This window comes from Nocardioides sp. NBC_00368, assembly GCF_036090055.1.
Lineage (GTDB): Bacteria > Actinomycetota > Actinomycetes > Propionibacteriales > Nocardioidaceae > Nocardioides.
Genome location: NZ_CP107970.1, coordinates 3219987 through 3232067, shown reverse-complemented (window position 1 = coordinate 3232067; position 12081 = coordinate 3219987). Strand labels below are relative to the sequence as shown.

15 protein-coding genes and 1 tRNA gene are annotated in these 12081 nt (G+C 67.9%); 11 read left to right on the top strand and 5 right to left on the bottom strand.

Going from position 1 to position 12081, the window contains the following annotated elements; all coding sequences use genetic code 11:
• Positions 1-39: 39 nt before the first annotated feature.
• Positions 40-1002, bottom strand: coding sequence for an N-acetylglucosamine kinase (locus tag OG984_RS15430; protein ID WP_328527181.1), 963 nt, complete (start codon positions 1000-1002; stop codon positions 40-42).
• A gap of 112 nt (positions 1003-1114) precedes the next feature.
• Between OG984_RS15430 and OG984_RS15425 the strand changes: the two genes are divergently transcribed.
• The 6 genes from OG984_RS15425 to OG984_RS15400 all read left to right on the top strand — a co-directional run bounded on the left by OG984_RS15425 (position 1115) and on the right by OG984_RS15400 (position 7183).
• The gene (locus OG984_RS15425; RefSeq protein ID WP_328527180.1) at positions 1115-1876 is read left to right on the top strand and encodes an SIS domain-containing protein; all 762 of its coding nucleotides are present in this window, start codon (positions 1115-1117) and stop codon (positions 1874-1876) included.
• 51 nt (positions 1877-1927) lie between these two features.
• On the top strand, positions 1928-3337 hold the full coding sequence (gene ngcE / locus OG984_RS15420) for an N-acetylglucosamine/diacetylchitobiose ABC transporter substrate-binding protein (protein ID WP_328527179.1): 1410 nt from the start codon (positions 1928-1930) through the stop codon (positions 3335-3337).
• 4 nt (positions 3338-3341) lie between these two features.
• The gene (locus OG984_RS15415; RefSeq protein ID WP_328527178.1) at positions 3342-4367 is read left to right on the top strand and encodes a carbohydrate ABC transporter permease; all 1026 of its coding nucleotides are present in this window, start codon (positions 3342-3344) and stop codon (positions 4365-4367) included.
• Complete coding sequence (locus OG984_RS15410; RefSeq protein WP_328527177.1) at positions 4364-5251, top strand: carbohydrate ABC transporter permease; 888 nt, start codon at positions 4364-4366, stop codon at positions 5249-5251. Before OG984_RS15415 ends, OG984_RS15410 begins: the two co-directional genes overlap by 4 nt.
• Positions 5252-5318: 67 nt before the next feature.
• Positions 5319-6497 (top strand): acyl-CoA dehydrogenase family protein, encoded by a 1179-nt coding sequence (locus tag OG984_RS15405; RefSeq protein ID WP_328527176.1) that lies wholly within the window; start codon positions 5319-5321, stop codon positions 6495-6497.
• A gap of 80 nt (positions 6498-6577) precedes the next feature.
• Positions 6578-7183 carry a GtrA family protein gene (locus OG984_RS15400; protein WP_328527175.1) on the top strand — a complete coding sequence of 202 codons (606 nt, stop codon included), beginning with the start codon at positions 6578-6580 and terminating at the stop codon, positions 7181-7183.
• On the opposite strand, the gene OG984_RS15395 is transcribed toward OG984_RS15400, so the two are convergent.
• A complete protein-coding gene (locus OG984_RS15395; RefSeq protein WP_328527174.1) occupies positions 7140-7739 on the bottom strand; it encodes a Maf family protein in 600 nt (199 codons plus the stop codon). The genes OG984_RS15400 and OG984_RS15395 overlap by 44 nt on opposite strands.
• A 92-nt stretch (positions 7740-7831) precedes the next feature.
• On the opposite strand from OG984_RS15395, the gene OG984_RS15390 reads away from it, so the two are divergent.
• The 3 genes from OG984_RS15390 to OG984_RS15380 all read left to right on the top strand — a co-directional run bounded on the left by OG984_RS15390 (position 7832) and on the right by OG984_RS15380 (position 8904).
• Entirely contained in the window at positions 7832-8266 is a 435-nt protein-coding gene (locus tag OG984_RS15390; protein ID WP_328527173.1) for a DUF805 domain-containing protein, read from the top strand.
• 50 nt (positions 8267-8316) lie between these two features.
• Positions 8317-8398: transfer RNA gene (locus OG984_RS15385), tRNA-Leu, on the top strand.
• A 110-nt stretch (positions 8399-8508) separates the two neighbouring features.
• On the top strand, positions 8509-8904 hold the full coding sequence (locus tag OG984_RS15380; RefSeq protein ID WP_328527172.1) for a hypothetical protein: 396 nt from the start codon (positions 8509-8511) through the stop codon (positions 8902-8904).
• Between the two features lie 48 nt (positions 8905-8952).
• On the opposite strand, the gene bcp is transcribed toward OG984_RS15380, so the two are convergent.
• Complete coding sequence (bcp, locus tag OG984_RS15375; RefSeq protein WP_328527171.1) at positions 8953-9417, bottom strand: thioredoxin-dependent thiol peroxidase; 465 nt, start codon at positions 9415-9417, stop codon at positions 8953-8955.
• Positions 9418-9499: 82 nt separating this feature from the next.
• On the opposite strand from bcp, the gene OG984_RS15370 reads away from it, so the two are divergent.
• Together OG984_RS15370 and OG984_RS15365 are read left to right on the top strand one after the other, a co-directional pair.
• A complete protein-coding gene (locus tag OG984_RS15370) occupies positions 9500-9757 on the top strand; it encodes a DUF3618 domain-containing protein (protein ID WP_008363370.1) in 258 nt (85 codons plus the stop codon).
• A gap of 27 nt (positions 9758-9784) precedes the next feature.
• Entirely contained in the window at positions 9785-10111 is a 327-nt protein-coding gene (locus tag OG984_RS15365) for a GroES family chaperonin (RefSeq protein WP_008363372.1), read from the top strand.
• Positions 10112-10193: 82 nt separating this feature from the next.
• Here OG984_RS15365 and OG984_RS15360 read toward each other — a convergent pair whose 3' ends face one another.
• Positions 10194-10784 (bottom strand): class F sortase, encoded by a 591-nt coding sequence (locus OG984_RS15360; protein WP_328527170.1) that lies wholly within the window; start codon positions 10782-10784, stop codon positions 10194-10196.
• Positions 10777-12027, bottom strand: a complete 1251-nt coding sequence (locus tag OG984_RS15355) for a hypothetical protein (RefSeq protein WP_328527169.1) — start codon at positions 12025-12027, stop codon at positions 10777-10779. Before OG984_RS15355 ends, OG984_RS15360 begins: the two co-directional genes overlap by 8 nt.
• Positions 12028-12081: the final 54 nt, after the last annotated feature.

Sequence of the window (12081 nt, the reverse complement as noted above, 5' to 3'; positions counted from 1 at the left end):
GCCATCCGGCCTGGCTTCAGGCAGCCGTAGTAACGATTGTCACACTCCGGTCAGGTGGGCGAGCGACGAGGTTACCCGTGCGTAGGCAGCGTCGTCGACGAGCACGCCCGCGTGACGCAGTGCCAGCACCGCAGCTCCGGCCAGCCCGTCGGTGGCGACGACCGCCCCTGGAGCGACCCTGGCGGCGAAGTCCGGCTGCCGGGCCAGGACGCTTCCGGCAGCGACCAATGGCCCCTCGATCTCAGGCGTACGCACCGCCGCCAGCGTCTCCGCCAACCCGGCCGCTGCTTGGTCGAGGATGCCCGCGGCCACCTCGTCGCCTGACCCCGCCGCGGTGAAGACGAGCGCCGCGAAGTCGGCCAGCCGCAGCGGCGGCATCGCGTAGAGCGCCGCGGTCGCCGCGACCAGCGTCGCGGTCCGGCCGCCCTGGCGACGTTCGTCGACGGCGATCCCGAGCCGGTCGAGCAGCAGGCCCGTCAGCGCCGTGGACGCGCCTCGGCCGTCGAGCGGCGCCAGCCCGGCGCGTACGACCTCCCGGCCCAGCCAGAAGCCCGAGCCGACGTCGCCGAGCAGCCAGCCCAGGCCGTCCGAGATGCCCGCGAGCCCGCCGTCCTCGACCCGCACCGCCGACGCCCCTGTGCCGGAGAGCAGCACATAGCCGTCGGGAGCCGCCGTCCCCGAGAAGTACGCGGCCAGCACATCGAACTCGAAGACCGGTTCGGTCGCGACCAGCCCGGAGAGGGCGGACACGATCGCCGCCCGGTGGCCGGGGTCGGCCGCACCCGCGACCGCCAGGGCGGCACCGGCGAGCGGACCGGTTTTCGCGGAGGTCACAGCCTGGGTGACCGCATCCCTGATCGCCGCCGTGGCGGCCTCGACGCCGGCGGAGGTCGGGTTGCCGCTGCCGGCCTTCCCGATGCCTCGGCAGTGTCCGTCGGAGGAGACCACGACGGCCCGAGTGCTGGTGCCTCCAGCGTCGAGGCCCAAGTAGTTGTTATTCATTGACACCTTTTCGTAACAGAAAACCATTGCCAGGCGTACTCTCTCCAAATAGTTTTCGAGCGCAGGCCTCGGCATACAGTCGCGGCGCGAGTTTGCTAGGTGGGTGGACTAATTGACCAGAGACGTGTTCGGAGCCTTCGACGAGCAGGTTCGCACACGCCTGTCCGAGCTGCAGTCGATTGCCCAGTCCGGTGGCTTCGACGAGGCGGTGGAGGTGATGGTGAGCAGCATCCGCAACGGCGGTGTGCTGCAGGCCTTCGGCACCGGCCACTCCCAGGCGTTCGCGATGGAGATCGCCGGCCGGGCAGGTGGTCTGATCCCCACCCACGCCATCGCTCTGCGGGACACGGTCCTCAAGGGCGACCGCCCGGCGAGCGATCTCAAGGGCGGTCTGCTCGAGCGTGACACCAACATCGCCAACGAACTCTGGGAGCTCCACGAGTTCCACCCCGAGGACGTCTTCCTGATCGCGTCCAACTCCGGCGTCAACGGCTCGATCGTCGGCATCGCGCTGCGTGCGAAGGAGGAGGGCCACAAGGTGATCGCGGTGACCAGCCTCGAGCACACCAACGCGGTCACCCCCAAGCACCCCAGCGGCAAGCGCCTGGCCGAGATCGCCGACGTGGTGATCGACAACCTGGCCCCCTTCGGCGACGCGACGGTGCCCGTCGGAGACGGCGGCGTCCTCGCCGGTGCCGTCTCCTCCATCACGGCGGCCTACATCGCCCAGCTCCTGACCCTCGGCACCGCCGCGCGGATCCAGGAAGCCGGTGAGACCCCGCCCCTCTATCTCTCCGCCAATATCCCGGGTGGCGATGAGCACAACGATGCGTTGAAGGCTCGCTACGGCGAGCGCATCGGAAGCATGGCCTGAACACCCGTAATGAAGAAGTAACGAGGAACCCACCCGAAAGAAGGCAGCACGATGTCCCAGCAGCTTCACCGGCTCGACCGCCGGACCCTTCTGCGCGGCACCCTCGCCGGCGCGGCGCTCGTGTCGTTCTCCGGAGCGCTCGCCGCGTGTGGCGCACCCGGTAGCGACACCGACAACTCCGGCGGTGGCACCAAGTCCGCCTCCAACCCGTTCGGCATGCCCAAGGACGGCACCGTCGACGCGGTCATCTTCGACGGTGGCTACGGCTACGACTACGTCGAGTTCGCCGCCGGCATCGTCGGCAAGGAGTTCGCGGACGCCAACCTCAAGGTCAGCGCCACGACCAAGATCGCCACGGAGCTGCAGCCGCGCTTCGTCGGCGGCACGCCCCCGGACCTGATCGACAACTCGGGTGCGGACCTGATCGGCTTCAGCTCGATCGCCGCCCAGCTCGAGGAGCTCGACGACGTCTTCGAGGCCGACAGCTACGAGGGCGTCAAGATCGAGGACACCCTCTACCCGAACGTGAAGGTGCCCGGCACCTACAGCGACCGGTTCGTGGCGATCAACTACGTCATGACCCTCTACGGCGTGTGGTACTCCGCCTCGCTCTTCGAGGAGAACGGCTGGACCGCCCCGAAGACCTGGGACGAGGCGCTCGACCTCGGTGCCAAGGCCAAGGCCAAGAAGAAGTACCTGTGGACCTGGGGCAAGGAGGCAGCGACCTACTACCGCACCCTGGTCATCGACTCGGCGGCCAAGGAGGGCGGCGACGAGGTGCGCCTCGGTCTCGAGAACCTCGAGAAGGGCATCTGGTCCCACAAGGTCATCCAGGACATCCTGGGCAAGCTCGGCGAGATGGTCAGCCAGGACATGTTCATCCCGGGCGGCGCCGGCACCCAGTTCACCGCCGCGCAGGCCAAGTGGTCCAACGACCAGCAGGCGCTCCTCTACCCCAGCGGTGGCTGGATCGAGAACGAGATGAAGGACGCCACCAAGGAAGGCTTCGAGATGACCGGCATCCCGGAGTTCGTCCTCAGTGACAGCCCGGCACTGCCGTACGAGGCCGTTCGTGCCGCGGCCGGTGAGGCCTTCATCGTCCCGAGCAAGGCGAAGAACCCTGCCGGCGGCAAGGAGATCCTCCGCGCCATGCTGTCGAAGGAGGCTGCGACCAACTTCGCCAAGACGAAGCTCGCGCCGACCATCGTCAAGGACACCATCCCGGCCGACGGCTTCGGCTCCGCGGCGCTGAAGTCGCAGAGCGCGATGCTCGACGCCGCCGGCGAGAACACCTTCAACTTCCAGTTCTACGACTACTACGGCACCAATGCCGACGAGCTGGTCGTGTGGAACTCGTTCCTCTCCGGTGACCTGGACGTCAAGGGCCTGACCAAGGCCGTCCAGGGCATCTTCGACAAGGTCGCGGACGACTCCTCGATCGAGAAGCTCAAGGTTTCCTGACACCATGCCGGACCCATCCACCACGATGGCGCTGACGGCGGGCGGCCCCTCCGAGGAGAATCCTTGGGGGGCCGCCCCCGGCCGGCGCCGACGCAAGCTCACCCTCGACCGGGCACTGTTCATGACGGTCTTCCTCGGCCTGCCGGTCGCGGTCTTCGTCATCTTCGTCGTGGTCCCGATCGGGCAGGCCCTCTTCTACTCGCTGACCGACTGGACCGGCTTCTCGCCGGTCATGAACTTCGTCGGCCTGGACAACTACGCCAAGCTGCTCGACGACGAGACGTTCCTCAAGGCACTGCGCAACAACGTACTTCTCACGATCGTGGTGCCCCTGGTGACTCTCGTGGCCGCGTTGGCGATCGCGGTGGTGGTGACCACCGCCGGCCCCAGCACGGGTCAGGTCCGCGGGCTGAACGGATCCGGCTTCTACCGGGTCGTCTCGTTCTTCCCCTACGCCGTCCCGGCCGTCGTCATCGGTCTGCTCTGGGCGCAGGTCTACGACCCTGCCGCCGGCCTGCTCAACGGCATGCTCACCGGCATCGGCCTCGACGGGTTCAAGGACTACGCCTGGCTCGGTGAGGTGCGGGCGGCGATGCCTGCCTCGATGTTCGTGATGATCTGGGCCAACATCGGCTTCTACACGGTGCTCTTCGTGGCCGCCATCAAGGGCGTTCCCGCGGAGATCTACGAGGCCGCCCGCATCGATGGTGCCGGTCGCTTCCGCACCGCCATCTCGATCACGCTGCCCTCGATCCGCGACAACGTGCAGACGGCCTACATCTACCTGGGCATCCTCACCCTCGACGCCTACGTGTTCATGGCGGCGCTCGCCCCTGGCGGCGGTCCTGCCAACAGCACGCTGACGATGAGCCAGCACCTGATGAACACCGCCTTCAAGAAGAGCCAGTTCGGCTACGCCACCTCCATGGGCGTCGTCCTCGCCCTGGTCACGCTGCTCTTCGCCGCTCTGGTCTTCGCCGTCTTCCACTTCGCTGGCGGGCGGGACAAGAAGGGAGACGTACGCCGATGAGTACCGTCACTCTGGACAAGCCGGTCGCTGCCAGCTCGGACCGCCAGCGGCGTACGCCCGGCGACGCGCTGGTCGCCGGCACCTCGCACACGATGCTGATCCTCTGGTCGGTGATCGTCATCGTGCCGTTCTGCTGGGTGGTGCTCTCCTCGTTCAAGACGTCGAAGGAGATCCTGTCCTCGCCGTTCTCGCTGCCGGCGGAGTGGAGCTTCGAGAACTACACCAGCGCCTGGACGAAGGCCGGCATCGGGACGTACTTCTTCAACACGGTCATCGTCGTCGGCACCGCGCTGGTGCTGGTGATGCTGCTCGGGGCGATGTGCGCCTACGTGCTGGCCCGGTTCGAGTTCTTCGGGCGCAACTTCATCTACTACTCCATGCTCGGCGGACTGACCTTCCCGGTCTTCCTGGTCATCGTGCCGCTGTTCTTCGTGCTCCAGGGCTTCGGGCTGCTCAACACGCTGCCGGGACTGATCCTGACGTACGTCGCCTACGCGCTGCCGTTCACCGTCTTCTTCCTCTACGCCTTCTTCAAGACGTTGCCCGACGACGTCTACGAGGCCGCGATGATGGACGGTGCGGGGGAGTGGCGGACGTTCTTCCAGATCATGCTGCCGATGGCGGCGCCCGGAATGGCCGGCGTGGCGATCTTCAACTTCCTCGGGCTGTGGAACCAGTTCCTGCTCCCGGTGGCGCTGAACACCCAGCGGGAGAACTGGGTGCTCACCCAGGGGATGGCGTCGTTCTCGTCGCAGGCCGGCTACAACGTCGACTTCGGCGCGCTCTTCGCCGGGGTGGTGATGACCGTGCTCCCGGTGCTGGTCGTCTACCTGATCTTCCAGCGGCGGATCGCCGGAACGGTGTCGACAGGCACCTTCCGATGAGGGTGGTTCCCGGTCGGATGTGATGCGGGTCTCGCACTCCAGGTTAATAAGCGCTAACCTGGAGTGCGTGACCGCTTTCCTCCAGCCCGAGCACGAAGAGTTGCGTGCTGTCGTCCGTGACTTCGCCCAGAAGGAGATCGCGCCCCATGCCTCGCAGTGGGACCGCGACCACCACTTCCCCGTCGACGTGGTCCACAAGATGGGTGAGCTGGGCCTGTTCGGCCTGACCGCCCCCGAGGCGTACGGCGGGGGCGAGGGTGACCTCGTCGCGCTCTGCGTCGCGATCGAGGAGCTCGGCCGCGTCGACCAGTCGATCGGGATCACGCTCGAGGCCGCCGTCGGCCTGGGCATCAACCCGATCCTCACCTACGGCACCGACGAGCAGAAGGAGCGGTGGCTCCCCGACCTCGTGGCGGGCAAGAAGCTGGCCGGGTTCGGACTGACCGAGCCGGGGGCCGGCTCCGACGCCGGCGCGACCGCCACCAAGGCCGTCCTCGACGGCGACGAGTGGGTCGTCGACGGTGCCAAGCAGTTCATCACCAACTCCGGCTCCTCGATCACCTCGGTCGTCACCGTCACCGCGCGCACCGGCACCCGGGAGAACGGCAAGCCCGAGATCAGCACCATCATGATCCCCTCGGGCACGCCCGGGTTCACCGCCGAGAAGAGCTACGACAAGCTCGGTTGGCACGCCTCCGACACCCACCCGCTCTCCTTCGACGGCGCCCGGGTGCCGGCCGACCACCTCCTCGGCGAGCGTGGTCGCGGCTACGCCCAGTTCCTCGCCACCCTCGACGACGGTCGCGTAGCGATCGCCGCGCTCGCGGTCGGCTGCATCCAGGCCTGCCTCGACATGGCGCTGGAGTACGCGGGGGAGCGGCAGACCTTCGGTGGCCCGATCGGCCGCAAGCAGGGCGTCGCCTTCCAGATCGCCGACCTCGAGGTCATGCTGCGGGCCTCGCGCCTGCTGACGTACGAGGCCGCCGCGATGAAGGCCGGCCTCGACTCGGGTGCGGTGACGATGAAGGAGTTCAAGCAGGCTGCTGCCGCCGCCAAGCTGTACGCCACCGAGTCGGCCGTCACCGCGACCCGGATCGCCACCCAGATCTTCGGCGGCTACGGCTTCATGGAGGAGTATCCGGTCGCCCGCTTCTACCGCGACGCCAAGATCCTGGAGATCGGCGAAGGCACCTCCGAGGTGCAGCGCATGCTGATCGCAAGAGGCCTCGGTCTGCCCGTCGAGTGAGTGCGGATCTTACTGCGCACTGAACAAACCGCGGGAAGTAATCAAGAGCCATCTCACCACTGACCGTTTACTGTGGCTCCATGGTGTTCGGGGGACAGCTGCTGGGACGGCTGCGTCGCACCCGCCTCTTCGGAGAGGTGGTCCGCTTCATGATGGTCGGCGGAATCGCGACAGCAGTCGCCTTCGTGCTGTTCAACGGACTGGTCCACGGCTTCTTCATGGGGGCCGGTCCGATGAACGGGCAGCCGATCCCGGCCTACATCATCGCCAACACGGTCGGCATGCTGATCAGCTACGACCTGAGCCGTCGCTGGACCTTCCGCCACCGGGTCTCGGACCATCCCGACGGCGGCTTCACGGCCTACGTCGTGATCAATGCGGTCACCATGCTGCTGCCGGTGGCGTGTCTCTACGTCACCCGCAGCGTGCTCGGCTGGGACAGCGCGATCGCCGACAACCTCTCGGCCAACGTGGTCGGGGTGCTCCTGGGTCAGATCGCCCGGTTCTTCCTGTTCCGGAAGTTCGTCTTCGGCCGCCCGATCCGCTACACGCAGGTCTACGGCAGCGTGGAGGAGGAGGCGGCCGCGCTCGGCGCCGCCGACGGTCGAGCGTTCGTGGTGGCCCCGGACCGTCGCGAGCGGGTCACCGGTTCCACAGATCAGGCCACGCATGACCGAGCCGGCTGAGCAGGTCGCGTAGCAGCGGCAGGCTGAGCCCGACCACGTTGTGGTGGTCGCCCTCGATCCCGGTCACGAACGCTCCGCCGAGCCCGTCGATCGTGAACGCGCCGGCGACGTGGAGCGGCTCACCGGTCGCGACGTACGCCGCGATCTCCTCGTCGCTGACATCGGCGAAGTGCACGGTCGTGGCTGCGGTCTGCGACACCTGCCGGCCGGTCGCGGTGTCGATCAGCGCGTGCCCGGAGACGAGTGCGCCGCTGCGCCCCCGCATCTCCCGCCAGCGCTCGATCGCCTCCTCAGGGTCGTTCGGCTTGCCGAGTGCCTTGCCGTCGAGCTCGAGGACGCTGTCGCAGCCGAGCACGAGCGCCCCGTCGGGGACGTCCGGGCGGCCGGCGACCGCGTCGCGCTTGAGCTCGGCGAGTCCCAGGGCGAGCTCGGTCGGTGCGAGGCCGTCGAGGACGCTCTCGTCGACACCGGAGACGATCACCACAGGCTCGACGCCTGCGCTGCGCAGCGTCTGCAGCCGGGCGGGGGACTTGGAGGCGAGGACCAGCGTGGTCATGGCTCCACCCTAGGGGTAGCGGTCCTTTACCTCGGTGTCGGTCCCGACTAGGTTTCGCACATCCAACCCATCTCAACGAGGAGAAATCCGACGTGACGGATTACCCGCCGCCCCCGCCCCCGCAGCAGCCGTACGGCGCTGGTCCTGTGGGCGAAGTTCTGCTGAGCCAGCCGCTCCGCGGCGCCTCGCCCCGCGACGCCATCGCGCGCTTCTTCAAGAAGTACGCCTCCTTCGAGGGCCGCGCCAGCCGGTCCGAGTTCTGGTGGGCCATCCTGTTCACCTTCGTCGTGAACATGGCGATCAACCTGATCCTCGGCGCCGACTCGACCGCCGGCTCCATCGTCGGCGGTCTCTTCGCGCTCGCCATCCTGGTCCCGCAGCTCTCCGTGGGCGCCCGCCGCCTCCACGACACCGGCCGCTCCGGCTGGTGGCAGCTGCTCTACCTGACCTGTGTCGGCGTCATCGTGCTGATCGTCTTCTGGGCGCTCCCGGAGAATGCCGAGGGCGACAAGTACAACGTCGCCTGACCGGTGGCTAACCACGAGCGGCGATCAGTCTCTAGACTGATCGCCGCTCGGCCGAAGTGGTGGAATTGGCAGACACGCAGCACTTAGGATGCTGTGCCCCAGGGCGTGCGGGTTCAAGTCCCGCCTTCGGCACACAGAGTCCGGGTACGACCCGGGGCGGACCAGGGGCGATCCCCATGGACAACGGGTACCGGACCCTCAAGGATGGAAGCACAACACCCCATCCAGAGAGGGATGAAGTCATGTCGTTCAAGGACAACGCGTCCAACTGGCGCGATGGCGTCCAGAAGGGCGTCGAAGGCGCCAAGCCTGCGGTCGAGGACGCCAAGGTGAAGTCGGCACCGCACCTTGTCACCGGTGGCGAGAAGACCATCGAGAAGGCCGGCGAGTTCAAGGCGCAGATCGAGGCCAAGCGGGCCGAGATGGCGTCGGCTCCCGACGCCGACTCACCGCGCAACCAGGCGATCTCCGGCCTGCTCCAGGTCGGCGCGGCCGCCACCGAGGTCGCCGCCCACGCGGGCGAGTGGCTGAAGGAGACCGGTGCCAAGTGGAGCGCCGGCACCGGCCCCGTGGTCGTCGAGCCTCCCAAGGAGATCCCGGGGGACGTACCTCCTCCGCCTCCGCCCACCGAGAAGTAAGACGAGGGTCAAGCGGAAGCGCTGCGCGAATTGCGAAGCAATCGCAAATCACACAGCGAGGTCGCGACGGAGCTTGGCGACGTGACCGGTCGCCCTGACGTTGTACTGCGCGACCTCGATCTTGCCCTCCTCGTCGACCACGAACGTCGAGCGGATGACGCCCTCGACGACCTTGCCGTAGAGCTTCTTCTCGCCGTAGGCGTCGTACGCCTTGTGCACCGAGAGGTCCTCGTCGGAGGCCAGGGTGATGGTCAGCCCGTCACGCTCGCGGAACTTCGCGAGCTTGGCGGGCTTGTCCTTCGAGATGCCGACGACCTCGTAGCCGGCGGCCTTCAGCGAGTCGATCGAGTCGGTGAAGTCGCAGGCTTGCTTGGTGCAGCCGGGGGTCATCGCGGCGGGGTAGAAGTAGACGATCACCTTGCGGCCGCGGAGGCTGCTGAGCGAGACCTCCGTTCCGGTGTCGTCGGGAAGAGTGAAGTCGGGGGCAACATCGCCCGGCTCGAGACGCGTCATGGAGCCAACCTAGCGAACATTCCCAGGCGAACCGCAGCGGTGGAGCACGCCGTGGACGTACGCCGGTTGCTAAGGTCTGCGCATGTCCAAGGACCAGACTTCCTCGCTCGAGTCCGAGATCGAAGAGATCCGCGAGCGGCTCGCAGGCACCATCGACGAGCTGATCTACCGGGGCAGCCCGAAGACGATCGTGCAGCGCCAGGTGGCGGCCGTCAAGGCGGTCTACGTCGACCCCGTCTCCGGCGAGCCGAGGATGGGCAACATCGCAAAGACCGTCGGCGGGGTGGTGGGCACCGTCCTGCTCATGGCGACGCTGCGTAAGATCACCAAGGTCAACTGACCCCCCACCGGCAAGGCAAGACGGAACGTGACCGACAAGACCCCTATCAAGATGCTCCACGACCGGGTGCTGGTCGAGGTCGGGTCCGACGCCGGTGAGCGCCGCTCATCGGGCGGCATCGTCATCCCGGCCACGGCCGCCATGGGCGCGGCCCGGCGGCTCACCTGGTCCCGCGTGGTCGCGGTCGGCCCGCACGCGCGCGCCGTCGAGATCGGTGACCGGGTCCTCTTCGACGCCGACGACAAGCCCGAGGTCGAGGTCGCCGGTGAGGTGTACGTCCTGATGCGCGAGCGCGACGTGCACGCCGTCGCGGCCGAGCGGATCGCCGACGAATCTACTGGGTTGTATCTCTGAGTCTTACTGCCGAGTCGGCGTATCCGACCCCTCTGGCTCGCTTCGCTTCGCCAGGCACGGGGTCAGATGCGCCGACTCGGCATCACGAAGGTAGCGCGTTGAACCGGTGCGCCATCACGACGATGTTGCTGTCGTAGGACGAGCCGTTCCAGTCGGTGCAGGTGATGATCACCAGCCGGCCGTCGCCGTGGTCCTGGCCGAAGATGCGCTGGGCCTGCTCGGCCAGCTCCTTGCGGCTGAGCACCTCGACGGAGTCGACCTGGTGCTGGAAGGTCCCGTCCTTGGTGACGATGTCGACCTCCTGCCCCTCCTCGATGTGGTCGAGCTTGTTGAGGCTGCCGCCACCGGTGTGCACGGTGTGGCCGGTGACCACCGTCTGGCCCTGGGCAGAGCCGGGCTTGGCGCTGCCGACCCACCAGCCGATCTCGCGCGGGTTGCGCGGCGGGTCCAGCACCTCGCCGTCGAGCCGGATCGGGACGACCCTGGCCTTCGTGTTCAGTCCGGGCAGCTCGAGTCGCTGCGGGGCACCGGGCGGCACCTCCACCGCGGCGCTGCCGCTGGGCCACACCAGCCCGGCCAGCACCATCGCCACGGCGAGCACGACCAGCGAGGTCCACAGGCCGCTCGCCGCCGCGGCAAGCCGCGGCGGCGAGTCAGTTGCGGTCTCAGCCACGCCGCAACATGCGGACGTACGTCGCCACACCGGCGCCCGCGGCCGCGAGGAGCAGCAGGGTGACGAGGGCGATGCGACCGGCGCTGCCGTCGTCATAGCTCTCCACCCCGGCGGTCACGACGGTCGGAACCGAAGCCGGCGGGTTGTCCGCCTTCGGCGGGTTCTTGGTGACCGTCTTGGAGATCGGGCTGTTCGGGCCACAGCTGCTGGTGCCGATGGTCAGGTGGGCCAGGCTGCCGCCGACGAAGTCCTGGGCTGCCGGGAGGACCTTCACATCGAGCGCCGTCACCGTGATCGCGCCCGGAGAGGTGCTCTGGGCGTTGAGGGTGATGTCGAGGACGTTCTCCTCCAGCGGCGCGAGCTGCGACTGGATCTGGCCGAGGGCCGTGTCGAGCACCTGCGTCTGAAGCTGGTCGAGCCCGCCGTTGGCCGGGGCCAGGGCGCCGTTCAGAGCCTTGGTGAACTGGTTGCGCAGGGCATCCAGAATCGCGTCGGTCACGCCGGTCAGGTCCGTGACGACCTTCTGGTTGACGTCGGGGTCGACCGGAAGGTCGACCAGGGTGACGTCGCCGACGGTCGGGACGGTGATGTAGGCCCGGCTGTTCGCCAGGCTGCTGTCGCCGGACGCCTTGTCCTTGTCGGCGGTGCAGCTGCTCTGCACGGCGCCGAGGTCGAGGTGCAGACCGGGGTCACCCATCGCTGCGAGGAGATCCTTCAGCGCTTTCGAGAGCGGGTCGGTGACCGCGGTCTGGCTCAGTCCGACCTTCTCGAGCTCGGCGATCAGCTGCCGGTCGACACCCTGGAACAGGCCGGACGAGACGAGCTCGACCTCGCTGAAGTCGAGGCTGGCCGCATCGAGCGAGATGTTGTCGCCGCCGCTGAGGCAGTCGCCGGAACCGACGGCGACCACGGTCGCGCCGTCTCCGGCGAGGCCGGAGCAGGCTGCCGAGGTGGCGTCCTTGGTGGCCACGGCGTCCTGGGCCAGTGTGCCGGCGTGGATGGCCTTCTGCCCGCCGAGCGCGGTGATGAGCGGCTCGTTGGTGCCCTTGGCGGACTCGGTGGAGCCGTTGTTGGTGACGGCATAGGTGCCGGTGTCCCTCGCCCCGGTGCCGGCGAGCTCCAGGCTCAGCGCGGTTGCAGACGCCTGCGACACCGTGGCGGCGCTCGCAGGTGCGGCCGACAAGGCAACCATGGCGGCTGCGGCCGCCACTGCGGCTCCCCGCGCGATGAGTGTTGTGCGCACGTAGATATCCCTCCCTTTGACCTTCGTCACACTCAACGGAAGAGGAGGCTCGTA

What these genes read in the sequence shown, in the direction of transcription:
- OG984_RS15430 (WP_328527181.1), bottom strand. Translation starts at nt 1,002, where the DNA reads ATGAATAACAACTACTTGGGCCTCGACGCTGGAGGCACCAGCACTCGG.
- ngcE (WP_328527179.1), top strand. Translation starts at nt 1,928, where the DNA reads ATGTCCCAGCAGCTTCACCGGCTCGACCGCCGGACCCTTCTGCGCGGC.
- OG984_RS15415 (WP_328527178.1), top strand. Translation starts at nt 3,342, where the DNA reads ATGCCGGACCCATCCACCACGATGGCGCTGACGGCGGGCGGCCCCTCC.
- OG984_RS15410 (WP_328527177.1), top strand. Translation starts at nt 4,364, where the DNA reads ATGAGTACCGTCACTCTGGACAAGCCGGTCGCTGCCAGCTCGGACCGC.
- OG984_RS15400 (WP_328527175.1), top strand. Translation starts at nt 6,578, where the DNA reads ATGGTGTTCGGGGGACAGCTGCTGGGACGGCTGCGTCGCACCCGCCTC.
- OG984_RS15395 (WP_328527174.1), bottom strand. Translation starts at nt 7,739, where the DNA reads ATGACCACGCTGGTCCTCGCCTCCAAGTCCCCCGCCCGGCTGCAGACG.
- OG984_RS15380 (WP_328527172.1), top strand. Translation starts at nt 8,509, where the DNA reads ATGTCGTTCAAGGACAACGCGTCCAACTGGCGCGATGGCGTCCAGAAG.
- bcp (WP_328527171.1), bottom strand. Translation starts at nt 9,417, where the DNA reads ATGACGCGTCTCGAGCCGGGCGATGTTGCCCCCGACTTCACTCTTCCC.
- OG984_RS15370 (WP_008363370.1), top strand. Translation starts at nt 9,500, where the DNA reads ATGTCCAAGGACCAGACTTCCTCGCTCGAGTCCGAGATCGAAGAGATC.